Source organism: Streptomyces sp. NBC_00203 (assembly GCF_045206325.1).
GTDB lineage: Bacteria > Actinomycetota > Actinomycetes > Streptomycetales > Streptomycetaceae > Streptomyces > Streptomyces lutosisoli.
The window spans coordinates 7,427,428-7,450,138 of the sequence record NZ_CP108126.1 but is presented as its reverse complement, the minus strand read 5'-3'; the positions used below and the strand labels follow the sequence as shown (position 1 = coordinate 7,450,138).

The 22,711-nt window shown below is 69.7% G+C and carries 23 protein-coding genes; 7 read left to right on the top strand and 16 right to left on the bottom strand.

The window, feature by feature from the left end; translation table 11 throughout:
- Positions 1 to 13: 13 nt before the first annotated feature.
- The 3 genes from OG975_RS33385 to OG975_RS33375 are packed head-to-tail and all read right to left on the bottom strand — an operon-like array spanning position 14 to position 2,300.
- A complete protein-coding gene (locus tag OG975_RS33385; RefSeq protein ID WP_406333007.1) occupies positions 14 to 1,021 on the bottom strand; it encodes a methionine synthase in 1,008 nt (335 codons plus the stop codon).
- 33 nt (positions 1,022 to 1,054) lie between these two features.
- Positions 1,055 to 1,753, bottom strand: a complete 699-nt coding sequence (locus OG975_RS33380; protein WP_406333006.1) for an SDR family oxidoreductase — start codon at positions 1,751 to 1,753, stop codon at positions 1,055 to 1,057.
- Positions 1,754 to 1,760: 7 nt separating this feature from the next.
- Positions 1,761 to 2,300, bottom strand: a complete 540-nt coding sequence (locus OG975_RS33375) for a TIGR00730 family Rossman fold protein (RefSeq protein WP_406333005.1) — start codon at positions 2,298 to 2,300, stop codon at positions 1,761 to 1,763.
- A gap of 51 nt (positions 2,301 to 2,351) precedes the next feature.
- Here OG975_RS33375 and OG975_RS33370 point away from each other — a divergent pair, with 51 nt between their 5' ends.
- On the top strand, positions 2,352 to 2,675 hold the full coding sequence (locus OG975_RS33370) for a DUF427 domain-containing protein (RefSeq protein ID WP_369262426.1): 324 nt from the start codon (positions 2,352 to 2,354) through the stop codon (positions 2,673 to 2,675).
- Positions 2,676 to 2,713: 38 nt separating this feature from the next.
- Positions 2,714 to 3,508 carry an alpha/beta fold hydrolase gene (locus tag OG975_RS33365; RefSeq protein ID WP_406333004.1) on the top strand — a complete coding sequence of 265 codons (795 nt, stop codon included), beginning with the start codon at positions 2,714 to 2,716 and terminating at the stop codon, positions 3,506 to 3,508.
- Between the two features lie 49 nt (positions 3,509 to 3,557).
- Here OG975_RS33365 and mnmA read toward each other — a convergent pair whose 3' ends face one another.
- A complete protein-coding gene (gene mnmA, locus OG975_RS33360) occupies positions 3,558 to 4,679 on the bottom strand; it encodes a tRNA 2-thiouridine(34) synthase MnmA (protein ID WP_406333003.1) in 1,122 nt (373 codons plus the stop codon).
- Between the two features lie 60 nt (positions 4,680 to 4,739).
- Between mnmA and OG975_RS33355 the strand changes: the two genes are divergently transcribed.
- Together OG975_RS33355 and OG975_RS33350 are read left to right on the top strand one after the other, a co-directional pair.
- Positions 4,740 to 5,444, top strand: a complete 705-nt coding sequence (locus OG975_RS33355) for an N-acetylmuramoyl-L-alanine amidase (RefSeq protein ID WP_406333002.1) — start codon at positions 4,740 to 4,742, stop codon at positions 5,442 to 5,444.
- Positions 5,445 to 5,703: 259 nt separating this feature from the next.
- Complete coding sequence (locus tag OG975_RS33350) at positions 5,704 to 7,278, top strand: multicopper oxidase family protein (protein WP_406333001.1); 1,575 nt, start codon at positions 5,704 to 5,706, stop codon at positions 7,276 to 7,278.
- A 346-nt stretch (positions 7,279 to 7,624) separates the two neighbouring features.
- On the opposite strand, the gene OG975_RS33345 is transcribed toward OG975_RS33350, so the two are convergent.
- From OG975_RS33345 to OG975_RS33335, 3 genes are all read right to left on the bottom strand, one after another.
- Complete coding sequence (locus OG975_RS33345) at positions 7,625 to 8,794, bottom strand: cysteine desulfurase family protein (RefSeq protein WP_406333000.1); 1,170 nt, start codon at positions 8,792 to 8,794, stop codon at positions 7,625 to 7,627.
- 89 nt (positions 8,795 to 8,883) lie between these two features.
- Positions 8,884 to 9,186, bottom strand: coding sequence for a DUF4190 domain-containing protein (locus OG975_RS33340; RefSeq protein WP_406332999.1), 303 nt, complete (start codon positions 9,184 to 9,186; stop codon positions 8,884 to 8,886).
- A gap of 50 nt (positions 9,187 to 9,236) precedes the next feature.
- A complete protein-coding gene (locus OG975_RS33335; RefSeq protein ID WP_330307456.1) occupies positions 9,237 to 9,404 on the bottom strand; it encodes a hypothetical protein in 168 nt (55 codons plus the stop codon).
- 184 nt (positions 9,405 to 9,588) lie between these two features.
- On the opposite strand from OG975_RS33335, the gene OG975_RS33330 reads away from it, so the two are divergent.
- Positions 9,589 to 10,215, top strand: coding sequence for a TetR family transcriptional regulator (locus tag OG975_RS33330; RefSeq protein ID WP_406332998.1), 627 nt, complete (start codon positions 9,589 to 9,591; stop codon positions 10,213 to 10,215).
- Positions 10,216 to 10,364: 149 nt separating this feature from the next.
- Here OG975_RS33330 and OG975_RS33325 read toward each other — a convergent pair whose 3' ends face one another.
- Complete coding sequence (locus tag OG975_RS33325; RefSeq protein WP_327431895.1) at positions 10,365 to 10,724, bottom strand: hypothetical protein; 360 nt, start codon at positions 10,722 to 10,724, stop codon at positions 10,365 to 10,367.
- Positions 10,725 to 10,859: 135 nt separating this feature from the next.
- Positions 10,860 to 11,822 carry a helix-turn-helix transcriptional regulator gene (locus OG975_RS33320; RefSeq protein ID WP_406332997.1) on the bottom strand — a complete coding sequence of 321 codons (963 nt, stop codon included), beginning with the start codon at positions 11,820 to 11,822 and terminating at the stop codon, positions 10,860 to 10,862.
- Positions 11,823 to 11,926: 104 nt separating this feature from the next.
- Here OG975_RS33320 and OG975_RS33315 point away from each other — a divergent pair, with 104 nt between their 5' ends.
- Positions 11,927 to 12,520, top strand: coding sequence for a TIGR03086 family metal-binding protein (locus OG975_RS33315; RefSeq protein ID WP_406332996.1), 594 nt, complete (start codon positions 11,927 to 11,929; stop codon positions 12,518 to 12,520).
- 333 nt (positions 12,521 to 12,853) lie between these two features.
- Here the strand turns inward: OG975_RS33315 and OG975_RS33310 are convergent, their stop codons facing one another.
- Positions 12,854 to 13,714: a thioesterase family protein gene (locus tag OG975_RS33310; RefSeq protein WP_406332995.1), complete on the bottom strand. Its 861-nt coding sequence runs from the start codon at positions 13,712 to 13,714 to the stop codon at positions 12,854 to 12,856.
- A 154-nt stretch (positions 13,715 to 13,868) separates the two neighbouring features.
- On the opposite strand from OG975_RS33310, the gene OG975_RS33305 reads away from it, so the two are divergent.
- The gene (locus OG975_RS33305; RefSeq protein ID WP_406332994.1) at positions 13,869 to 15,143 is read left to right on the top strand and encodes an alpha/beta hydrolase; all 1,275 of its coding nucleotides are present in this window, start codon (positions 13,869 to 13,871) and stop codon (positions 15,141 to 15,143) included.
- On the opposite strand, the gene OG975_RS33300 is transcribed toward OG975_RS33305, so the two are convergent.
- The 6 genes from OG975_RS33300 to OG975_RS33275 all read right to left on the bottom strand — a co-directional run bounded on the left by OG975_RS33300 (position 15,121) and on the right by OG975_RS33275 (position 22,681).
- Complete coding sequence (locus tag OG975_RS33300; RefSeq protein ID WP_406332993.1) at positions 15,121 to 15,786, bottom strand: trimeric intracellular cation channel family protein; 666 nt, start codon at positions 15,784 to 15,786, stop codon at positions 15,121 to 15,123. The genes OG975_RS33305 and OG975_RS33300 overlap by 23 nt on opposite strands.
- Before the next feature lie 99 nt (positions 15,787 to 15,885).
- The gene (locus OG975_RS33295; RefSeq protein ID WP_406332992.1) at positions 15,886 to 17,277 is read right to left on the bottom strand and encodes a M1 family metallopeptidase; all 1,392 of its coding nucleotides are present in this window, start codon (positions 17,275 to 17,277) and stop codon (positions 15,886 to 15,888) included.
- Positions 17,278 to 17,397: 120 nt separating this feature from the next.
- Positions 17,398 to 18,735 (bottom strand): ABC transporter ATP-binding protein, encoded by a 1,338-nt coding sequence (locus OG975_RS33290; protein WP_406332991.1) that lies wholly within the window; start codon positions 18,733 to 18,735, stop codon positions 17,398 to 17,400.
- Positions 18,732 to 19,829, bottom strand: coding sequence for an ABC transporter ATP-binding protein (locus tag OG975_RS33285; RefSeq protein WP_406332990.1), 1,098 nt, complete (start codon positions 19,827 to 19,829; stop codon positions 18,732 to 18,734). Before OG975_RS33285 ends, OG975_RS33290 begins: the two co-directional genes overlap by 4 nt.
- Positions 19,826 to 20,833: an ABC transporter permease gene (locus tag OG975_RS33280; protein ID WP_406332989.1), complete on the bottom strand. Its 1,008-nt coding sequence runs from the start codon at positions 20,831 to 20,833 to the stop codon at positions 19,826 to 19,828. The genes OG975_RS33285 and OG975_RS33280 overlap by 4 nt, the downstream gene beginning before the upstream one ends.
- Before the next feature lie 72 nt (positions 20,834 to 20,905).
- Entirely contained in the window at positions 20,906 to 22,681 is a 1,776-nt protein-coding gene (locus tag OG975_RS33275) for an ABC transporter substrate-binding protein (RefSeq protein WP_406332988.1), read from the bottom strand.
- Positions 22,682 to 22,711 lie beyond the last annotated feature (30 nt).

Sequence of the window (22,711 nt, the reverse complement as noted above, 5' to 3'; positions counted from 1 at the left end):
TGTTGTCCTCCCGTTACTCAGGGTTGTCCGCGAGGGATCTCGCCGCCCGGACGCAGTGGGCGAGTGCCTTGCGCGCGAAGTCGGGGGAAGCCCCCGCGAGTCCGCACGACGGAGTGACCGTGACGGCCTCCGCGAGAAGGCCCGGTTGCAGCCCCAGCCTGCGCCACAGCGTCCTGACACCCATGACGCTACCGGCAGGGTCTGACAACGGGCCGTCCACGCCGGGGACGACACCGGCGAAGAGCCGCGTACCGCCTTCCACGGCTTCCCCGATCGCGTCGTCGTCACGCTCGGTGAGGAGTGAGAAGTCGAACGAGATCGCCGCGGCGCCCGCCCGGCGCAGGAGGGCGAACGGTACGTCCGGTGCGCACGAGTGGACCACGACCGGGCCGCCGTCGTGAACCCCGATGACCTCGCGGAGCGTGGCTTCGACGACCTGCCGGTCCACGGCGCGGTGAGTCCGGTAGCCGCTGGCGGACTTGACCTGCCCGCGCAGCACAGCGATGAGGGAGGGCTCGTCGAGCTGGAGGACGACCTGCGCACCGGGAACGCGCCGCTGAACCTCGTCGAGATGCAGGCGCAGTCCCTCTGCGAGCGATCCGGCGAGATCCCTGCACGCGCCCGCGTCGGCCAGGGCCACCTCGCCGTTCCTCAACTCCAGCGCGGCGGCGAGGGTCCACGGACCGACGGCCTGCACCTTGAGCGGACCCTCGTACCCCTGCGTGAACTCCTCCAGCGCGTCGAGGTCTTCGCCGAGCCACGACCTGGCCCGCCTGGTGTCCCGCCCCGGCCGGTCCCCGAGCCGCCAGCCGCTGGGCTCCACGCGCGCGTACAGCTCGACCAGCATCCCGGCGGTCCGCCCGATCATGTCGGCGCCGGGCCCCCGCGCGGGCAGCTCCGCGAGGAACGGGAAGTCCTCGCAGGACCCCACGACCGTCTTGGCGGCCTCCCGCGCGTCACCGCCGGGCATGGATCCGACACCGGTGGCGGAACCGAACCTGAACTCGCTGTTTTCGCTCACCCCGGAAGCGTACGTAACGCTCCGGGGTGCACCTCAGCGCCCCGGTCGCACCGTCAGATCGTTGACCTCCGCGTCACGCGGCAGATCGAGGGCCATCAGGATCGTGGTCGCCACCGACTCCGGGTCGATCCACTTCGAGGCGTCGTACTGCTTGCCCTCCTGCTGATGGACCTTGGCCTGCATGGGGCTGGCGGTGCGGCCGGGGTAGACGGAGGTGACGCGGACGCCGTTCGTGTGTTCCTCGTGGCGCAGGGAGTCCGCGAGGGCCTTCAGGCCGTGCTTGGAAGCCGCGTACGCGGACCAGTCGGCGTGGGCGTTGAGGCCGGCGCCGGAGTTGACGAAGAGCACGTGGCCCTGGGAGAGGCGGAGTTGGGGCAGGAAGTGGCGGGTCAGCTCGGCGGGGGCGATCAGGTTGACGTTGAGCTGGTGGCGCCAGGCCTTGGGGGTCAGCTCGCCGACCGGGCCCAGGTCGACCACGCCCGCGATGTGCAGGAGGGAGTCGACCCGGTCGGGCAGCGACTGGTGCGAGAACGCCCAGGAGAGCTTGTCGGGGTCCGCCAGGTCGCCGACCAGGGTCCTCGCTCCGGGGAACTCGGCCGCCAGTTCCTTGGCGCGGCCGGCGTCGCGCGCGTGCAGCACGAGTTCGTCCCCGCGCGCGTGGAGGCGGCGGGCGACGGCCGCGCCGATGCCGGAGCCCGCCCCGGTGATCACATGTGTAGCCATGCCCGCCATGCTCGCATCACCGGGTGCCGTGGCTCTCCTCCAGGTAGGCCAGCGCGCCCACCGGCTCCTCCGCGAAGAACACCAGGTCGGCGAGCGGGCGCGGCAGGAAACCCTCGTCCTCCATACGCCGGAACTGCTCCTTCAGGCCGTCGTAGAAGCCTGCCGTGTTGAGCAGCACCACCGGCTTGTCCGTCTTCCCGTGCTTCTTCAGCTCCAGGATCTCGGTCGCCTCGTCGAGCGTCCCCGTTCCACCGACCATGACCACCACCGCGTCGGCCTTCTCCAGGAGCAGCGCCTTGCGCTCGGCGAGGTCCCGGGCGATCACCATCTCGTCGGCGCCCGCGCGGGCCTTGGCCGCCAGGAAGTCCACGGAGACGCCCAGGAGACGCCCGCCGGCCTCTTGCACACCATCGGCGACCACCTTCATCAGACCGACGTCCGAACCGCCCCATACGAGCGTGTGGCCGCCCTTCCCGATCAGCTTCGCGAACTCCCGCGCGGGGCGCGTGTAGCGGTCGTCGAGGTCGGCGGCAGAGAGGAAGACGCAGATATTCATGCCGCCACCGTACGCGGGAAGAACCAGGGCCCCGCGAGCGCTTTTTCAGGTATGGCTGAAGGACACACGATCACCATCGAGCAGGGCACTGAGCACATACGCGTAGTGCACGGCGGCCAGGTGCTGGCGGAGAGCGACCGCCCCCTGGTGCTGCGCGAGACCGGCTGTCCCGTGCGCTACTACCTCCCGGCCGAGGACGTCCGTCTGGACCTGCTGACGCCCTCCGACACCCACACCCACTGCCCCTTCAAGGGCACCGCGTCCTACTGGTCGCTCCCGGACGCGGCCGACCTGGTCTGGTCGTACCCCGACCCCAAACCCGACGTCTCCCCGATCAAGGACCACCTCTGCTTCTACGAAGTAGAAGTGGGGTGACCCGATGAGTTCCGGGTCCGCCGGCGGTCTCCACTGGCATGGACAAGAAGACCATCTCGCGCGACGGCACCCCCATCGCGTACGAACGCTACGGTGACGGCCCGGCGGTCGTCCTGGTCGGTGGCGCCATGTGCACGGGCGCCACACTGGCGCCCCTGGCGTCGGCCCTCTCCGACCGCTTCGGCGCCCTCACGTACGACCGCCGGGGCCGCGGCGGCAGCGGCGACACCGCGCCCTTCGCGGTGGCCCGCGAGGTCGAGGACATCGCCGCCCTGATCGAGGCGTCCGGGGGCAGCGCGGCGCTCTACGGCATCTCGTCGGGCGGCGCGCTGGTCCTGGAGGCGGCGGCCAGTGGGCTGCCGGTCGGCAGGGTCGCCGTCTACGAGACGCCGTTCGCCGTGTACGAGGGCGGCGGCAAGGAGCGCCGGGAGTACACGGAGCGGCTGACCGAGCTCCTGGGCCAGGACCGGCACGGGGACGCCGTCGAGCTGTTCATGGCGCTCGCCGGCACTCCCCCGGAGATGATCGCGGGCGCCCGCCGGTCCCCCGCGTGGCCGGGTATGGAGGCGATCGCGCCCACGCTGGCGTACGACAACGCGGCGATGGGCGACGGCCTGGTGCCCCGCGACCGTCTGGCCTCGCTCACCGTGCCCGTACTGGCCGTCGCCGGCGGGGCGAGCCCCGAGTGGATGCGTGAGGCTGCCCGGACCGTCGCGGACACGGCGCCCGACGGGACGTATCGCACGCTGGACGGCCAGACCCACATGGTGGACCCCCAGGTACTGGCCCCTCTCCTGACGGAGTTCTTCTCGGGGACCACTCTGGGCGGCTAGAGGGAGCTGCGCCGGTCTCCGCCTGCCGACCGGCCGGCGGCGGGGCCGGTCAGACGGTGGCCGTCGCGCGCGTGGTCGTCGCGATCGTCGCCGAGCCCACCACGCGCGTGCCGTCGTACAGGACGATCGCCTGGCCGGGCGCGACCCCGCGGACCGGCTCGGTGAACGCGACCTCCAGCCCGCCGTCGACGAGTTCGGCGGTGACCGTCGTCTCGCCGCCGTGGGCGCGGAGCTGGGCGGTGTACGTGCCCGGACCGGTCGGGGCGGCGCCGCACCAGCGGGGCTTGATGGCCCTCAGTCCGTTCACGTCGAGGGACGCCGCCGGGCCCACCGTCACCGTGTTGTTCACCGGCGAGATGTCCAGGACGTAGCGCGGCTTGCCGTCGTCGGCCGGGGTGCCGATGCGCAGACCCTTGCGCTGGCCGATGGTGAAGCCGAACGCGCCCTCGTGGGTGCCCAGCTTCGCGCCGGACTCGTCGACGATGTCGCCCTCGGACTTGCCGAGGCGGTTCGCGAGGAAGCCCTGGGTGTCGCCGTCCGCGATGAAGCAGATGTCGTGCGAGTCGGGCTTCTTGGCGACGGCCAGGCCCCGGCGCTCGGCCTCGGCGCGGATCTCGTCCTTCGTGGTGACCGTGTCGCCGAGCGGGAACAGCGCGTGGGCGAGCTGGCGGTCGTCGAGGACCCCGAGGACGTACGACTGGTCCTTGGCCATGTCGGACGCGCGGTGCAGTTCGCGCGTGCCGGCGTCGTTCACGATCACCTTGGCGTAGTGGCCCGTGCAGACCGCGTCGAAGCCGAGCGCGAGCGCCTTGTCGAGCAGGGCCGCGAACTTGATCTTCTCGTTGCAGCGCAGGCACGGATTCGGGGTGCGCCCGGCCTCGTACTCGGCGATGAAGTCCTCGACCACGTCCTCGCGGAAGCGCTCGGCGAGGTCCCACACGTAGAAGGGGATGCCGATGACGTCCGCCGCGCGGCGGGCATCGCGCGAGTCCTCGATGGTGCAACAGCCGCGCGCGCCGGTCCGGAACGACTGCGGGTTCGCCGAGAGGGCGAGGTGTACGCCGGTCACGTCGTGGCCTGCTTCCGCCGCGCGGGCGGCGGCTACGGCGGAGTCGACTCCGCCCGACATGGCGGCAAGGACGCGGAGGGGGCGCTGCGAGGTGTCAGTCATAACCCCTCCAGGGTACGGGGCGGCGGGAACCGGAGCCCGCGAGTATCCGTTGAAGATCGCATGGGGGAGAAAAAGGGGAAGCAGGGGAAGCCGCAGAGCCGCAAGGGCAAGGCCGGCGCCAAGGACGCGGACCGGCGGGTGGGGCGCCGGACGCTGCTCATCGGCGGTGCGGCGGCGGCCCTGGGCACGGCCGCCCTGGCACGGGACAAGCTGGGCCACCTGTGGTGGAGGCTGCCGGGCGTGGAGAAGCCCCGGGTGGCGGGTGCGGTCGACTTCCGGGGCGCCCAGTGGGTGGCGGCGTCCGCGGCGAACTGGCGGCGCGCGGACCGGCCCGACGACTACGGCATAGACCGAGTGATCATCCATGTCACCCAGGGCAGCTTCAGGAGCGCGGTGAAGGTCTTCCAGGACCCGGGGCACGGCGCCGCCGCCCACTACGTCGTCCGCAAGGACGGGCACATCACGCAGATGATCCGCGAGCTGGACGTGGCGTTCCACGCGGGGAACCGGGAGTACAACGAACGGAGCGTCGGCATCGAGCACGAGGGCTTCGTGGAGCGCGCCTCGTCGTTCACGGACGCGATGTACGAGGCCTCGGCGCGGCTGACGGCCGGGATATGCGGGCGGTACGACATCCCCGTCGACCGCGATCACATCATCGGGCACGTGGAGGTGCCGGGCACGGACCACACTGATCCCGGGCGGTACTGGGACTGGGACCGGTACATGCGGCTCGTGCGGAAGGCGGGCACCGCTTCCGCCTAGCGATACGACGAGGTCGGGCCCATCGCGTCAGCAAAAGACCCTGTGACGTAGATCACATGTTCTCAATATCGTGAACAATTGATGAGGACCTCCCACCCGATCCGCCCCTCACCCCACACGTGACCTGCGGCACGCCAACTTGGCTTTTATTCAAGGGAGTTGGCGGCTGAGGCCATCCATGGCCCCTCCATAGCCTCCCCGGCTCGCTCCTAACTTCGCCTCAGTCTTTACATAGCCCTTAGGCCAAGGCTCCACGGCCATGACCCACACCACAGATCCCGCTTCCGACGCGGGACAGCAGAGCAAGGGCCCCCACGCGAGAAGCGGCCGGGGCGACAAGGGCGAGCACACCAAGGGGACCAAGGGCCGGGGCGGCAAAGGCCTGCACCGGCGGAAGTTCCTCGGCGGGATGGCCGGGGTCGGACTGGGGGCCGTCGGCGCGGCGGGAGCGGCGTTCTCCCTGCTGACCGGCGGCAACAGCAACAAGGCCGCCGCCGCGGACGGCACCCTGACCATCCCGGACCTGCTGGAGGGCACCACGTCCGACAGCACCACCACCTACACCCTCACGGCGCAGACCGGCACGAGCGAGGTGATCAGCGGCGTCACCAGTACGACGGCCGGCTACAACCAGTCGTTCCTCGGCCCGACCATGAAGTGGACCAGCGGCGACACGGTCCTGCTGAACATCACCAACTCCCTGGGCGACGACACCACCGTCCACTTCCACGGCGCCCATATCCCGGCCGAGATGGACGGCGGCCCGCAGAACGCCTTCGCCGACGGCGTGACCTGGTCCCCCACCTTCGAGGTCAAGGACGAGGCCAAGACCCTCTGGTACCACCCGCACGCCCTGGGCACCACGGCCGAGCAGGTCGTGCACGGACTGGCCGGGATGATCATCGTCGAGGACGACTCGGACACCTCGGCCGCGCTGCCGAGCGAGTACGGCATCGACGACATCCCGATCATCCTGCAGTGTCTGGCGTCCGACAGCAGCGGCGACATCAAGTACGACGTCACGGGCTATCTCAGCTCCGGCCTCAGTTATCCGGTGCTGTGCAACGGCACCAACGTCGACTCGACCACCCTCGGTTTCACCGCCACCAAGACCCGCACCCGGTTCCGTGTCCTCAACGCCTCGCCGGCCGACATCATGACCGTCCAGCGCGGCGACGGCGGCACGCTGACCCAGATCGCCACCGACCAGGGCTACCTCGCCGAGGCCACCGAGGTGACCACCATCCGGCTGGTGGCGGGCGCCCGCGCCGAGTTCGTCCTCGACCTCGAGGACGCGGTCACGCTTCAGGCCGTCGTCACCACCGGCTGGATCCGCGGCGGAAGCGGCACATACGACTTCCTGACCGTGACCCCGGAGGCCTCCGACACACCCGACGACCTGCCGAGCACGCTCAACACCATCACCCGGTACGACACGAGCGACTTCACCGCGCGGACGATCACCCTCGGCCAGGGCACGGGCGGCGCCATGACGATCAACGGCTCCGTGGGCACCAGCATGTCCTCGATGGCGATGATCAGCACCACGCTGGACGCCGAGGAGGTCTGGACGATCACCAACAGCACGCAGCTGGAACACTCCTTCCATCTGCACGACGTGCCGTTCCAGCTGATCGCGATCAACGGTGAGGAACCCACCGGCGTCGACCTCGGCTGGTTCGACACCTTCGAGGTGGTCGGCGGCGGCTCCATCAAGATCGCGATGAAGTTCACCGACTTCACCGACGACACGTACATGTACATGCTCCACTGCCATCTGCTCCAGCACGAGGACGAGGGCATGATGGCCGCCCTCATGGTGACGGACAGCTAGCTGGTGGCGGACGACTAGAGGGTCACGGACGGACGGCCCGGCCTCACGGGACGGCTGCCGCCGGCAGTGGAAGTGCCGGCGGCAGCCGCGTCGAGGGCGGCGCCGGTGGTCGGCCGCGATGACGCTGGGGGTCCGCTCGGACAACTTCCGCCGGGTGAGCAGGCGTTCGCGCGGTGGCGCGACGGTCATGCGGCGGCCCTCCGTCGGCAGGAACGGTGCTGTACGGATTTCCCGCACAGCCCGCAGTGTGCACCAACGGACATCCACTGTCGACAGTTGGCCTCCCTATTCAAAGGGGACCCCTAGATAAGGGCAGAGTGTCGACACTAGAGCCCCGACTGCGGCGCTACGTCAGTCCCGCCGTGCGCGCCCGCTCCACCGCCGGGCCGATCGCCTTCGCCACCGCCTCGACGTCCGCCTCCGTGGAGGTGTGGCCGAGGGAGAAGCGGAGGGTGCCGCGGGCGAGGTCGGGGTCGGTGCCGGTGGCGAGGAGGACGTGGCTGGGCTGGGCCACGCCCGCCGTGCACGCGGAGCCCGTGGAGCACTCGATGCCCTGGGCGTCCAGCAGGAGCAGCAGGGAGTCGCCCTCGCAGCCCGGGAACGTGAAGTGGGCGTTGGCGGGCAGGCGGCCCGCGCCGGCCGGGTCGCCGCCGAGGATCGCGTCGGGCACGGCCTTGCGCACGGCCGCGACCAGGTCGTCGCGCAGGGCGCCGATCTCACGGGCGAACCACTCGCGCTGCTCGGCGGCGAGACGACCCGCGACCGCGAAGGAGGCGATGGCCGGGACGTCGAGCGTGCCGGAGCGGACATGGCGCTCCTGGCCGCCGCCGTGCAGGACGGGTACGGGGCTGTACTCGCGGCCCAGCAACAGCGCGCCGATGCCGTACGGGCCGCCGATCTTGTGGCCCGAGACGGTCATCGCGGCGAGACCCGAGGCGGCGAAGTCGACGGGGACCTGGCCGAAGGCCTGGACGGCGTCGGCGTGCAGCGGGATGCCGGACTCGGCGGCGACGTCGGCCAGTTCACGGACCGGCATGAGTGTGCCGATCTCGTTGTTGGCCCACATGACCGTGGCGAGGGCGACGTCGTCGGGGTTGCGGGCGATGGCCTCGCGCAGGGCGTCCGGGTGGACGCGGCCGCAGGAGTCGACGGGCAGGTACTCGACGGTGGCGCCCTCGTGTTCACCGAGCCAGTGCACGGCGTCGAGGACGGCGTGGTGCTCGACGGGGCTCGCGAGGACGCGGGTGCGGGCCGGGTCGGCGTCTCTGCGGGACCAGTACAGGCCCTTCACCGCGAGGTTGTCGGCCTCGGTGCCGCCGGAGGTGAAGACCACCTCGCTGGGGCGTGCGCCGAGGGCGTCCGCGAGGGTTTCGCGGGCCTCCTCGACCGTCCGCCTGGCCCGGCGGCCGGCGGCGTGGAGGGAGGAGGCGTTGCCCGTGATGCTCAGCTGGGCGGTCAGTGCCTCTACCGCCTCGGGGAGCATGGGGGTGGTCGCGGCGTGGTCGAGGTAAGCCATGGTGGGCCCGATTCTACGGGCCCCCGCTCCGCGGCCTTGGTTCCGGTCCTCAGCCCCGTACGTTCCAGGACATCACGCTGCCGAAAGTCCTAGAAGTTCCAGGACATCGTCGAGTCGAACTGCATGAAAGCGACCAGCACCAGCAGGTCGGCGATGCCCAGGCCGAGGCCCAGGAAGGCACGGCCGCGGCGGGCGGTGCCGCGCCAGAGGGCGACGGAGGCCAGGGCGATGGCGATGGGGCCCAGGAAGACGTTGAGGACGAGCAGGCCGACGAGGCCGAGGATGAAGGCGGCGACGGCCATGCCGTCGGCGTCCCGCACGGCGGCCCGGCGAGCGGGGGTGGCGGGGGCGGCGGGGGCGGCGGGGGCGGGGGTGGTGGCGGTGAGTTCCATGAGGTGGGTCAGCTCCCAACGGTCGGTTGGTGGACGTGGGGCACGAGCGGTCAGTTGGCGGAGGTGTGGCGCCGGCGGGCGTTGCGCTCGCGGACCGCGAAGACGGCGAGCCAGATGCCGATGACGGCGGCGGCGACGAGGGTGACGGGCAGCGGCGCGTGGGCCACGGAGCCCATGACGACACCCAGCAGCAGGAGGGCGGCGACGAGGAACAGCATGAGATGCCTCTCGAAGAAGTCTCGAAGTCCCGTCCCCGGGATCCATGACCTCGACAGTGAGGCCCGATTGTTTCGGGGACTTGACGACTCAGTGAACGGTTGTAGTAACAGTTGTTCACTGACTCTTGAGTCTAGCGCGTCCCCCGGCTTTCCAATTACAGAGAACAGTTGTTAACTGCATGGCATGAGTCACACTCTCGGCATCCGACAGGCCCAGAAGCAGAAGACCCGACAGGCGCTCCTGGACGCGGCGTTGGGACTCCTGGAGGAGCAGAGCCTGAGCAGCCTGGGTCTGCGCGAGGTCACCCGCGCCGTCGGTGTCGCCCCGACCGCCTTCTACCGGCACTTCCGCTCGACGGCGGATCTCGGCGTGGCGCTCGTCGAGGAGGCGCTCGGCAGCCTGCACCCGATGATCGAGGACACGGTGTCCGCGGCCGGGGACAGCGACGAACGCATCGCGCGCGCCGTCGACCTGATCGCCCGCCATGTCGCGACGTACCCGGCGCACGTCCGCTTCATCGCGCGCGAGCGGCACGGCGGTGTCCAGCCGGTGCGGGCGGCGATCAGGGAGCAACTGGCACGGTTCGCCGAGGAGGTGAAGGTCGCGCTGGCCCAACACCCCGAGTCGGCGGGGTGGAGCGACGACGATCTGCTGATGCTCGCGGGTCTGTACGTCGACCACATGCTGATGGCGGCCTCGGCGTTCCTGGAAGCGCTGGAGGGGTCCGATCAGGAGCGGGAGCGGGTGGCCTGCGTGGCGAGCCGCCAGATGCGGCTGATCAGCATCGGCCGCCACAACTGGCTGGGATGACTCACCTGGCTGGGATGGCTCAACTGGCTGGGATGACTCAACCCGCCGGGATGACACACGTGGGCGGCGCGCCCGTTCACCGAGCGCGCCGCCCACCCGCGTACGACCATCGTCCGCGCACGACCAACGTCCGCGTACGACGTCCTGGATCAGCCCTGCTGCTGCGGCTGACCGCTCTGCTGGCCGCCGCCGGGGCCGCCGCCACAGCCGCCCTGGCCGCCGCCCATGCCACCGCCGGGACCGCCGCTCGGCATGCCCGAGGGGTTGCCGGAAGGGGCCTTCCCGGTGGGCATGTTCGACGGGGTGCCGGACTGCGACGGCATCCCGGACGGCGCACCGCTGGGGCGCCCGGACGGGCCCCCGCTCGGCATTCCGGACGGCTGCTGACAGTTCTGGCTGGAGTTGCCGCTGTTCGAGGACGACGACGAGTCGTCCGAGCCGCAGGCCGCCAGCAGGGGCGACAGCGCCAGCAGGGCGACGACGGGGACAAGTCGTGCACGACGGTTCATGAGGGTAACTCCCAGTCAAGTCACGGAGCCGGTTTATGAAGACCGGATGAGCGGGGGGCCAGAGGACCAGATCCACGTAGGGCCACGCTGTGCCGAAGCTGTGGCTAGCTGTGGATCAACGGCCCCCGCCCGGCCTCAACCGCCCCCGTACAAAGCGCTGATGGCGGCGGCCGTCCCCGCCAGCTCCTCCCGTACCTCCGCCGGCGCGAGGACCTCCACCGTGTCCCCGAAGGCCAGCAGGGTGCGGGCCTCGCGGATGGAGCCGAGCGACAGCCGGGCGACGACCCACTCGCTCGTGCCGTCGTCCTCGGGCAACTCCGAGAGGGCGGCGGCGTTGAGGCGCAGGAACATGTCGAGGCGGGAGCGCTGTACCCGAACTGTGACATCGAGGCCGCCCGGGCGCTCCTCCACCTGGCGCCGCAACACCTCCCAGGCGTCGCCGAGTTCGACGCCCGGACGCCGCCGCACCGGGTCCGGCAGCAGGGTGGCCGTGCGCACCCGGTCGGCGCGGAAGAGCTGTGGCTTGCCGCGCCGGTCGGCGACCAGGTACCAGACACCGGCCTTGGAGACGAGCCCGTACGGGTCGACGGTGTACGTGCGCGGCTCGGCGTCCCCGCTGTGCCGGTAGCGCAGACGCAGTCGGCGGTCGGTGAAGACGGCGTCCTGCAACACGTCCAGGTCGACGGCACGTTGTGGCCCGCCCTTCCAGCGCGTCGCGTCGACCAGGACGCGGCGGCTGGTGACCTCGGCGGCCGGCCGGTGCGGCGCGGGCAGCGCGGCCATCACCTTGCGCAGGGCCGAGCCGAGGGCCGCGTCCAGGCCGAGCGCGGCGTGCGCGCCCTGTGCGGCCAGGATGAACAGCGCGCGGGACTCGTCGGCCGTCAGCCCCGTGACGTCCGTACGGAATCCGGCGAGCAGCTCGATGCCGCCGTGCCGCCCGCGCTCGGCGTAGACCGGGACGCCGGAGGCGGACAGGGCCTCGACGTCGCGGTAGATGGTGCGCACCGACACCTCCAGGCGGTCGGCGAGTTCGTGGGCGGGGACGCGGCCACGGGTTTGCAGGAGCAGCAGGATCGAGAGCAGGCGGTCGGACTTCACGACCCCAGGATCGCGCCCGCCGGAAGTCCCGCGCAAATGTTGACGGAAACTGTCAGGTTATGCGGCGAATCTAGGGGCACACCGACACACGGAAGAGGTCAGCCATGAACGCCATGGACCCCCGCCCCCTGTACGCCCGCGCCACCGAGCAGATCGCCGCGCTGGTCGAGACCGTACGGCCGGAGCAGCTCGCCGGCCCGACTCCCTGCGCCGAGTTCGACGTACGGACCCTGCTGTCGCACATGGTCGGCGGCACCCTGCGGATCGCCGTGACCGGTGAGGGCGGCGACGGACTCGCCGTGCACCCCTTCGCGGAGGGCGTCGGGGACGACGGCTGGCCGGCCGCGTACGACGGCGTCCGGACCCGGGTGCTGAAGGCCTGGGCGGACGACGCCCGGCTGGACGCCCTGGTGATGGTGCCGTGGGGCGAGGCGCCCGGCCGCAACGCTCTCGCCGGGTATGTGATGGAGCACGTCACCCACACCTGGGACCTGTCCGAGGCGCTCGGCCGGCCGCTCGAACTCGACCCGGAACTCGCCGGATTCGCGCTCGCCATCGCCCAGCGCGTACTGCCCGAAGGGGAGCGCGAGGACGACGCGGACCTGCCGTTCGGCTCGGTGGTACCGGCCCCCGAAGGAGCCGACGCCTACGGACAGCTGGCGGCCTACCTCGGCCGGCGGCCGCTCAGCCGAGCCTGACCCGCGCACGACGACACCCGGCTGGACGCACCGGTGAGGTGCCGTAGGGCGAGGCGCCCGGCCGCAACGCTCTCGCCGCCACGCGGCGGTAGCCGCATATCGGATACAGCGTGATGGAGCACGTCACCCACACCTGGGACCTGTCCGAGGCGCTCGGCCGGCCGCTCGAACTCGACCCGGAACTCGCCGGATTCGCGCTCGCCATCGCCCAGCGCGTACTGCCCGAAGAGGAGCGCGAGGACGACGCGGACCTGCCGTTCGGCTCGGTGGTACCGGCCCCCGAAGGAGCCGACACCTACGGACAGCTGGCGGCCTACCTCGGCCGGCGGCCGCTCAGCCGAGGCGGGCGCGCGCGAGCTGCCGGGACTGCGCGACCAGCCGGTCCTCGCTGTCCCACACCTCGGCGTCCTCCTCCAGGAAGCCGCCGGCGAGGTTGCGGGTGGTGATCGACACCCGCAGCGGGCCGGGCGCCGGACGGGAGCGCACATGCACCGTCAGTTCGACGGTCGGCACCCAGCCGGACAGGCCGATCTCGAAGGCGGTCGGCGGCAGCGCGTCGACCGCGAGGAGCAGCGAGAGGGGGTCGGCGTCGCGGCCGTCGGCGAGTCCGAACCAGGACCGCATCTCGCCCTTCCCGGACGGCGCGCCGAGCGCCCAGCCCAGCGTCGCCGGGTCGAGCTTGAGGAACAGCCGGTCGGCGATCGCTGAGCTGCCAGGAACGGGAGCGGGAGCGTCCTGCGGGCCGAAGCACTGGTCCATCGGCGGGATCGCCGGCGGTTTCGCCGTCGTACGGACGTCGTCGGGCAGGGTGTCGAGATCGCCGTACGAGGCGAGGACGCGGATCCGCTCGACCTCGCGGCCCTCGGCGTCGTACTGGAAGAGGGAGGCCTGGCCGGTCGACAGGGTCCGGCCGGTGCGGACGACGTCCGTGCGGACGACCGCCGGGCCCGGCTGGGACGCGGTCAGGTAGTGCGCGGAGATCGTGAACGGATCGCTGTGCGGCAGGGCGTCCGCGAGGGCGCGGCCCAGGACGGCCAGCAGATAGCCGCCGTTGACGGCGTTGATGATCGTCCACCCGGCTGAGAGGTCGATGTCATAGACACCGGGTTCGCGCAGGGTGACCGCGGTGTCCCGGTCGAACTCGCTGTCGCCGATCGTGGCCCGTACGGCCTGTACCGAAGCTGCTTCTGGCATACGTGAACGGTACAACAGGAGATTACTAAGCGGTAGCTTTGACTGTTTCGGCCAGATGACATCTCCCAGTAGCCCAGGTGAGGACTCGGCAATTTCCTGGTAAGTGTCCGTTATGACCCGTGACCAATCGCCCTCGTCTCGCCTCTGAACTGACATGAGCCTCACCGGGACGCCGTTCCTCTTCACCGCGATCGCGGTGTTCGCCCTCGCCCTCGTCCTGCCCCTGGCCCTCTGGTCCCGAGTCCGCGGGCCCGCGCCCGTGCGCAGTGCCGCCCGGCTGCTGATGCTGCTGTTCGCCCAGGGCACCGCGATCACCCTCGTCTTCGTCCTCGTCAACAACGCCAACAGCCTGTACGACAACTGGGCGGACCTCCTCGGCACGGGCGACCATGTCCAGCGGGCCGCCGACCTCGGCAAGGACGGCACCGGCGGGATCGCGCTCAAACAGCTGCCGAAGGTCCGGCAGACGTTCACCCAGGCAGACGGTCCCGGTATGCACCAGGCGGGCGGGGTGCGCGTCACCCAGCTCAAGGGCCGGGTGTCGGGGGTGAACGCGGAGGTCTATGTCTGGCTGCCGCCGCAGTACCACGAAGCCGCCTACCGCCACCGGAAGTTCCCCGTCGTGGAGCTGCTGCCGGGCTATCCCGGCTCGGCGAAGGCGTGGTTCGGTTCGCTGAAGGTGCACGAACAGCTGCTGCCGATGATGCGCGACGGCGAGGTCGCGCCGTTCATCCTGGTCGCGCCGCGCACCACGCTGCTGGCCCGTGTGGACACGGGCTGCGCGAACGTCCCGGGCACGGTGAACGCCGACAGCTGGCTCAGCGTCGACGTGCCCAGGATGGTGACGGACAACTTCCGCGCCGAGGCCGCTCCGGACGGCTGGGCGACCGCCGGCTACTCGGCGGGGGCGCACTGCGCGACGAAGCTCGCCGTCGCGCACCCCGACCGCTACCGGGCGGCGGTGAGCCTGTCCGGCTACAACGACCCGATCGGCGAACGGAAGTCGCTCGCCGCGCGGAGCCCGGACTTGCGCCGGCAGAACAACCCCTATCTGCTGCTGCGCGGCTACCGCACCCCGCCCCGCGTCGCGCTCTACCTCTCCGGCGAGTCCGGCGACGGCTACCAGGCGGGCGCGGCGCTCCAGCAGATCGCCAGGCCGCCGACGACCGTGGACGTGCTGCTGCTGCCGCGCAGCGCGGGCGGCCATGACATGGGGCTGTGGCGGCCGCAGATCCCGGAGGTGTTCCGCTGGCTGACCCGGCAGATCGGCGGCAGCGCCACCAAGGGAGCCGCGGGCTCCACCGGATCCACGGAATCCACCAGCACTACGGAATCCACGAGCACTACGGGATTCACCCGCACTACGGGGTCTGCGGGTTCCAGGGGGTCTGCGGGTTCTACGGGGTCTACGGGGTCTCTTCCTCAGTGACCGTCGAACGGCGGTTCCACGCACGCGGCGCTCGCCAGTGGTACCGCATCGCGAGCAGCCTCAGGACGAAAGCGGTGACGACCGCGAGCCCGCTGGTGAACGGGGACAGCGCGTCGTAGCGGATGCACAGCACGACCATCGCGGCGCCCACCATCGCGGGCACCGCGTACAGATCACGGTCCCAGCGCAGCAGCGAGGGCACCTCATTGGCGAGGACGTCGCGCAGCACACCTCCGCCGACCGCCGTGACGAGACCGAGGGCGGCCGACTGGGGCAGGCCGAGCCCGTACTCGTACGCCTTCATGGTGCCCGCGACAGAGAAGAGGCCGAGCCCGGCCGCGTCGAAGACGTTGACGCCCGCCTGGATCCGCTCCACGTGGGGGTGGAGGAAGAAGACCAGCAGGGCGGCGAGCAGCGGGGTGGTGAAGTAGCCGAGGTCGGTGAAGGCGGCCGGGGGCACGGCGCCGATCATCAGGTCCCGGAACAGCCCTCCGCCCAGCGCCGTGACCTCGGCGAGTACGGCGATGCCGAAGACGTCGAAGTTCTTGCGGACGGCCAGCAGCGCGCCGGAGATCGCGAAGACGAAGATCCCCACGAGGTCGAGCACATGCTGGACGGAGGGGCTGAACAGTTCCTGAAGCACCCGTACATTCTCACCCGCCGACGGGCGTGAGCCTTACAAAGCAAGGCCTACGGCAGGCGGTACGACCTACACGGTGGGCTTTCGGGACTGCCGGGCGGGCTACAGCGTCGGCTTGCCGGTCGTGTAGATCCAGGTCTGGAACAGGTCGTCGAGCTGCTGGCCGGAGATCTTCTCGGCGAGTTCGATGAACTCGGCCGTGTTGGCGTTGCCGTACTTGTGCAGCTTCGTCCAGGCGGGCAGCAGCTTGAAGAAGGCGGTGTCGCCGATGCGTTCGCGCAGCATCTGGAGCGTCATCGCGCCGCGCTGGTAGACAGCCGAGGCGAACATCGTGTCGCGCTGCGGGTCGGCGACGGTGATCTGCCAGAAGGCGGCGTCCGCGGGCCGCGCGTTGTAGCCGGCGACGAAGGAGTCGTGCGCCGAGCGGATGCCCTTGTGCTCGGACCAGAGCCACTGGGCGTAGGTCGCGAAGCCCTCGTTGAGCCAGATGTCCTTCCAGCGGTCCACGGAGACGGAGTCGCCGAACCACTGGTGGGCCAGTTCGTGCACGATGGTCGACTCCGAGCGCACGGCGGAGTACGCGGGCTTCGACTGGACCTCCAGCGAGAAACCGGCCTGCGGCATGTCGTCGACGATCGCGCCGGTCTCCTCGAAGGGGTACGGGCCGAAGACCTGCGACCAGTAGTCGGTGGCCTCGGCCGTGACGGCGTACACGTCGACGCTGTTGCTGTTCGCGAGCACCGGGTCGATGGCGACATAGATGGGCGTCCCGGCGGGCGTCGTCCCGGTCTTCACGTCGAACGTGCCGATGGTCGCGGTCGCGAGATAGGTCGCCATGGGCTTGTTCTCGCGCCAGTGCGCGACGGTCTGGCCGTCCTTGTCGTACGTCGATATCAGGCGGCCGTTGGAGACGCCGGTCAGGCCCTTCGGCGCCTTGATCCGGATGTCGTACGTGGCCTTGTCGGACGGGTGGTCGCTGGACGGGAACCAGGTGGAGGCGGCGTTGGGCTCGCAGGCGACGAAGACGCCGTCGGGGGTCTTCATCCAGCCGTAGTCGGAGCCGAAGATGATGGGGCCGCCGAGGGGTTCGGGAACACCGCCGTAGGTGACGGTCACCGTGAAGGTCCGGCCCTTCGACAGCGTGCCGCGCGGGGTGATGTGGATCTCGTCGCCGTCCCGTGTGAACTCGGCGCGTCTGCCGTTCACTTCGACCTTCGTGACATCCAGCTTCTGGAGGTCCAGGTCGAAGGCGGAGAGGTTCTGGGTGGCGCGGGCCGTGATCGTCGTACGGCCGTCGAGGCGGTCGGTGTCCGGGTTGTACGCCACGTCGAGGTCGTAGTGGCGGGCGTCGAAGCCGCCGTTGCCGAGCTGCGGGAAGTACGGGTCTGCGACGCCGTCGGCGCCCGGGGTGGGGGCGGAGGAGGCGGCGATGACGAGGAAAGAGGCCGCCGCGGTCGCGAGGGCCCCTAAACGTGCCGAACGGGAGAGTGCCATGAGCGTCCCTTTCGAGCGTGTTCCGATCAGTTCCGATCAGACAATTCCGATCAGACGGACACGCAGGACTCTGCACTCTCCCGCTCGGGCATGTTCATGACTTTGCCAAGTCGTCATGGCCTACTTGCCGGTTGACTCCTGACGATCGGCATCCGCCTCGGGCTCCGCTTCGGCGTCCGCCGCCGTCTCGGGCTCGGCTTCCGCCTCTGCTTCGGCCGCCGTCTCGGCTTCCGGCTCGGTGGAGGCTTCCTCTTCGGCGGGCGTCTGCGAGACCTCGGCCGGAGCCTCCCCCGACACCTCGGTGGCGTCCACGGCGGCCACCAGCGCCACCGCCTCCTTCGCCGCCGACAGCAGCACGGTGTCCTGCGGAGCCTGGTCCTCGAAGTTCTCGGGGTGGTGGCAGGCGACCTGCTGACCGGGCTTCAGCTCGATGAGCGGGGGCTCGGTGGTCTTGCAGATCTGCGTGGCCTTCCAGCAGCGCGTGTGGAAGCGGCAGCCGCTCGGCGGCGAGATCGGCGAGGGCACGTCGCCGCGGAGCAGGATGCGCTCGCTCTTGGCGCCCCGGCGCTTGGGGTCCGGCACCGGCACGGCCGACATCAGGGCCTTGGTGTACGGGTGCATCGGCGCCTCGTACAGCGAGTTGCGGTCGGCGAGTTCGACGATCTTGCCGAGGTACATCACCGCGATGCGGTCCGAGACATGGCGTACGACGGAGAGGTCGTGCGCGATGATCACGTACGTCAGGCCCAGCTCGGACTGGAGGTCGTCCATCAGGTTCACGACCTGCGCCTGGATCGAGACGTCGAGGGCCGAGACCGGCTCGTCCGCCACGACCAGCTTCGGCTTCAGGGCGAGCGCGCGGGCGATGCCGATGCGCTGGCGCTGGCCGCCGGAGAACTCGTGCGGGTAGCGGTTGTAGTGCTCGGGGCTCAGGCCCACCAGCTCCAGGAGCCGCTGGACCTCCTTCTTCACCCCGCCCTCGGGCTCCACGCCCTGGAGCCGGAACGGCGCCGAGACGATCGAGCCGATGGTGTGCCGCGGGTTCAGCGAACCGTACGGGTCCTGGAAGATCATCTGGATGTCCCGGCGGAGCGGGCGCATCCCTCCCGCGCTGAGCGAGGTGATGTCCTTGCCCTCGAACTCGATGGTGCCGCCGGTCGGGTCCTGGAGCCGGGTGATGACCCGGCCCATGGTCGACTTGCCGCAGCCGGACTCGCCGACGACGCCGAGCGTCTCGCCCTTGCGGACCTCGAAGTCGATGCCGTCGACCGCCTTCACGGCGGCGACCTGGCGCTGAAGGATGCCCTTCCGGATGGGGAAGTGCTTCTTCAGCCCCTGGACCCTGAGCAGGACCTCGCGCTCGTCCGAGCCCTTCGCGGAGTCCGCGCGGTCCTCGGGTGCCGCTGCCTGCTGCGGGATCACCGCGTCGGCGGCGTCCGTCTTCTTCGTCTCACTCACAGCTTCGGCGCAATCTCTTCGGTCCAGATCCGCGTACGGTCCTCCTGCGAGAGGTGGCAGGCAGTGTAGTGCCCGCTGCCGACCAGCTGCAGTTCGGGGCGCACGGTACGGGTGACATCGCCCTTGGGCAGGTCCGCGTACGGGCAGCGCGGGTGGAAGGCGCAGCCCGAGGGGACGTTGATGAGGCTCGGCGGCTGGCCCTTGACCGGGATGAGCCGGTCGGAGGTCTCCCGGTCGATACGCGGCATCGAACCGAGCAGACCCCAGGTGTACGGGTGCTGCGGCTGCTCGAAGATCGCGTCGACGGTGCCGCGCTCCACGCACCGGCCGCCGTACATCACCAGGACCTCGTCGGCGATCTCGGCGACCACACCCAGGTCGTGGGTGATGAGGACGACGGCGGAGCCGAACTCCTTCTGCAGATCCCGGATGAGGTCGAGGATCTGCGCCTGGACGGTGACGTCGAGGGCGGTCGTCGGCTCGTCCGCGATGAGCAGCTCGGGGTTGTTGACGAGCGCCATGGCGATCATCGCGCGCTGGCGCATACCGCCGGAGAACTCGTGCGGGTAGCTGTCGGCGCGCTTGGCCGGTTCGGGGATGCCGACCCGGTCGAGCATCTCGATGGCCCGCTTGCGCGCGGTCTTCTTGTCGACCTTGTGGTGGACGCGGTACGCCTCCACGATCTGGTTGCCGATCGTGTAGTACGGGTGCATCGCCGAGAGCGGGTCCTGGAAGATCATCGCCATCTCGCGGCCGCGGAGCTTGCGCACCTCGTCCGGGTCGGCGCCCACCAGTTCCTTGCCGTCCAGCCAGATCTCGCCGGACATCTGGACGTTCTTGCCGCGCGCGCCGAGCCGGTGCAGGCCCATGATCGCCAGCGAGGTGACGGACTTGCCGGAGCCCGACTCACCCACGATGGAGAGGGTCTTGCCCTTCTCCAGCGAGAAGCTGAGCCCGTCGACGGACTTGACCAGGCCGTCGTCGGTCGGGAAGTGCACCTTGAGGTCGCGCACTTCGAGGAAGGCGCTCGGGGCGTCCGAGGGCGAGGAAACGGGCTCGCCGACCGCGGCGCCAGTCTTGGACAGTTCGGTCACGAGAGCCTCACCCGCGGGTCGGCGGCGGCGTACAGCACGTCCACCAAAAGATTTGCGATCACGACGAAGAAGGCGGCCAGCAGGGTCACGCCGAGAATCTTGGGCAGGTCGTTGTCGGTGATGCCGGCCACCGCGTACTCGCCGACGCCGTGCAGTGAGAACACGGTCTCGGTGATCACGGCACCGCCGAGCAGCAGACCGAGGTCCATGCCGAAGACGGTGATGATCGGGGTGAGGGCAGCGCGCAGTCCGTGCCGGACCACCACGTTGCGCTCGCGCAGGCCCTTGGCGCGGGCCGTGCGGATGAAGTCCTCGTTCATCGTCTCCAGCATGCCCGAGCGGGTGAGCCGCGCGTAGATGGCGGAGTACAGAAGTGCGAGAGAACACCACGCCGGGAAGAGCGTGTTGGCCCATTGCGCGGGGTTCTCGGTGAACGGAACGTAGGTGCGCCCGAAGATCGGCCACTGGTAGGTGAAGAGCAGGATCGCCAGGTTGCCCGTGAAGAACATGGGCAGCGAGACACCGGCGAGCGCGACGCCCATGAAGGTGCGGTCGAAGAACGAACGCGGCTTCAGCGCGGAGACGACACCGACCGCCACACCCGAGACCAGCCACAGTACGGCGGCACCGGCGGCCAGCGAAGCGGTCACCGGAAGACGGTCGGTGAGCTCCGGCCAGACCGCCTGGTGGGTCTTGAAGGAGTACCCGAAGCACGGCGCGTCACAGTGCACCGTGGTCGGGCCGAGGTCGTAGGTGGCGCCGACCACGATCCCCTTGATGAAGTGCCAGTACTGGACGTAAACGGGCTGGTCCAGACCGAGGTTGTGCTTGACCGCGAGGATGTCGGCCTTCGTCGGGCTCTTACCGATGTACTGCTGCGCCAACTGGTCGGCGGTCTGGCCGGCCATCCGTGGGAGCAGGAAGAAGATGGCGAAGGTGACCGCGGAGACGACCAGCAGCAGGATCACTGCCGCTACCGTCCGACGGAGGATGTACGAGATCACGGGGATCGGCGCTGGTGCCCGCGGGCCGCGAAGCCCGCGGGCACCAATGCCTTCACCTGCCTTCCGGGGCTGCTACTTCTTCGTGGTGCCGATGTTGAGGTAGTCGTACTGACCGCTGAAGGCCGCCGTCGACACCAGGTTGGTGTAGGTCGTCGGACGGGCCAGCAGCACCTTGAAGTAGGTCAGCGGGACGAGGACGGCGTCGTCCATGGTCTGCTTGTCGATCTGGGTGTACAGGCTGTTGCGCGCGGCGGTGTCCTCGGTGCCGATCGCCTTCTCCAGGAGGGCGTTGACATCCTTGTTGTCGTACTGCGACAGGTTGGTGTTACCCGAGTCGCCGATCGCGCTGCCGTTCAGGATCTGCTGCAGGAAGCCGTAGCCGGACGGCCAGTCGGCACCCCACTGCATCATGATCAGACCGATGTTGTTCTTCTCGGTGAACTTCGGGACGCCCGCGTAGTCGGTGAAGTACTTGCCCGACGGGTACTGCTTCAGGCTGGCGTTGATGCCCGCGCTCTTCAGCGAGTTGATGATCGCGGTCGCGGCGGCGATCTCCTGCGGACGGTCGCTGCGCGCGGAGATGTTCGTGCTGATCGACGACTTGCCGCAGGCCTTCAGCTGCTCCTTGGCCTTGGCCGCGTCACCCTTGTTGCCGGCGGACGCGTAGACGTCCGACTTCGCGTAACCGGGGATGTCCGGCGGGAGAACGGTGGAGGCGACGTCACCACGGATCGGGCCGCCCTCGGCGGTCTGCACCGAGACCTTGTCGATCGCGAACTGCACGGCCTTGCGGCACTCGACCTTGTTGAACGGCGCGACCTTGGTGTTGATCGCCATGTAGACGAGACGGCCACCGTAGGTGTTGTCCGTGTTGGCCTTCTTCGCGGCGGAGGTGAGCACCTCAGCCTGCGTCGCGGCCTGGACACCCGTACCACCGAGGTCGATCGCGTCGCCCGCCTGGACGTCCTTGTCGATCGTGTCGGGGTTGACCTTCAGGTTGACGACGATCTTGTTCGGGTACTGCTTGCGCAGCGGGTCGGTCGACGCGTCCCAGTTCTCGTTGCGCACGAGGACGGCCTGCTTGCCCTCGGAGTAGCTCTGGAACTTGTACGAGCCCGAGGACACGATGTTCTTGACGTAGTCGACGCCCGTGTCCTTCGCCTGGGGCACCGGAGCCGTCTGCGGCGCCGCGACCAGGTAGTCGAACTCCTGGAAGGCCGTCTTCAGGTGGAACACGACCGTGGTGTCGTCGGGGGTCTCGATCGACGACAGGCCCTTGGCGCTCTTGTCCTTGTAGGGGCCCTTGTACTTGTCGCCGCCCGCCATGAACTGCTGGAAGTAGTTCGGGCCGAGGGAGAGCACGTCACGCGCGAAGTTGGAGCGCTCGACCGCGTACTTGACGTCCTTCGACGTGATCGCCGAACCGTCCTGGTACTTCAGGCCCGAACGCAGCTTGTACGTCCAGGTCTTGCCGCCGTCGCTCGGGACGCCCTTGCTCGCGGCGAGGTCCGGGACAAGGGTGTTGCCCTTCTCGCCGGCGCCCGGCTGGAACGTCATCAGCGGACGGGCGTACAGCCGGCTGAGGTTGTACATGTACGCGTAGTACGTGTTGCCGGGGTCGAACGAGTCCGGGACGTCGGACAGTTCGTAGGTGACCGTCCCGCCCTTCTTCGTGGAGGCGTTGACGACATCCTTGGTCGCTGCGTTGGCCCCAGCTGATTTGGTGTTGTCATTCTTGTTCGTGTTGTCATCGGCCTTGCTGCAGCCTGCAAGAAGCAGGCTCGCGGAGCCGATGGCCGCAACTGCGGCCAGCGCTGACCTTCGCATGATGGGCGGGTTCCCCTCCATTGTCGGAAACTTGATGGGCTCTCGGAATGC

Excerpts from the sequence above, each read along its gene's own strand:
- OG975_RS33370 (WP_369262426.1), top strand. The coding sequence starts at position 2,352 with ATGGCTGAAGGACACACGATCACCATCGAGCAGGGCACTGAGCACATA.
- OG975_RS33305 (WP_406332994.1), top strand. The coding sequence starts at position 13,869 with ATGAGCCTCACCGGGACGCCGTTCCTCTTCACCGCGATCGCGGTGTTC.
- OG975_RS33355 (WP_406333002.1), top strand. The coding sequence starts at position 4,740 with ATGGGGGAGAAAAAGGGGAAGCAGGGGAAGCCGCAGAGCCGCAAGGGC.
- OG975_RS33365 (WP_406333004.1), top strand. The coding sequence starts at position 2,714 with ATGGACAAGAAGACCATCTCGCGCGACGGCACCCCCATCGCGTACGAA.
- OG975_RS33350 (WP_406333001.1), top strand. The coding sequence starts at position 5,704 with ATGACCCACACCACAGATCCCGCTTCCGACGCGGGACAGCAGAGCAAG.
- OG975_RS33310 (WP_406332995.1), bottom strand. The coding sequence starts at position 13,714 with ATGCCAGAAGCAGCTTCGGTACAGGCCGTACGGGCCACGATCGGCGAC.
- OG975_RS33375 (WP_406333005.1), bottom strand. The coding sequence starts at position 2,300 with ATGAATATCTGCGTCTTCCTCTCTGCCGCCGACCTCGACGACCGCTAC.
- OG975_RS33335 (WP_330307456.1), bottom strand. The coding sequence starts at position 9,404 with ATGCTGTTCCTCGTCGCCGCCCTCCTGCTGCTGGGTGTCGTCATGGGC.
- OG975_RS33340 (WP_406332999.1), bottom strand. The coding sequence starts at position 9,186 with ATGGAACTCACCGCCACCACCCCCGCCCCCGCCGCCCCCGCCGCCCCC.
- OG975_RS33330 (WP_406332998.1), top strand. The coding sequence starts at position 9,589 with ATGAGTCACACTCTCGGCATCCGACAGGCCCAGAAGCAGAAGACCCGA.
- OG975_RS33345 (WP_406333000.1), bottom strand. The coding sequence starts at position 8,794 with ATGGCTTACCTCGACCACGCCGCGACCACCCCCATGCTCCCCGAGGCG.
- OG975_RS33295 (WP_406332992.1), bottom strand. The coding sequence starts at position 17,277 with ATGGCACTCTCCCGTTCGGCACGTTTAGGGGCCCTCGCGACCGCGGCG.
- OG975_RS33380 (WP_406333006.1), bottom strand. The coding sequence starts at position 1,753 with ATGGCGGGCATGGCTACACATGTGATCACCGGGGCGGGCTCCGGCATC.
- OG975_RS33315 (WP_406332996.1), top strand. The coding sequence starts at position 11,927 with ATGAACGCCATGGACCCCCGCCCCCTGTACGCCCGCGCCACCGAGCAG.
- OG975_RS33275 (WP_406332988.1), bottom strand. The coding sequence starts at position 22,681 with ATGGAGGGGAACCCGCCCATCATGCGAAGGTCAGCGCTGGCCGCAGTT.
- mnmA (WP_406333003.1), bottom strand. The coding sequence starts at position 4,679 with ATGACTGACACCTCGCAGCGCCCCCTCCGCGTCCTTGCCGCCATGTCG.
- OG975_RS33325 (WP_327431895.1), bottom strand. The coding sequence starts at position 10,724 with ATGAACCGTCGTGCACGACTTGTCCCCGTCGTCGCCCTGCTGGCGCTG.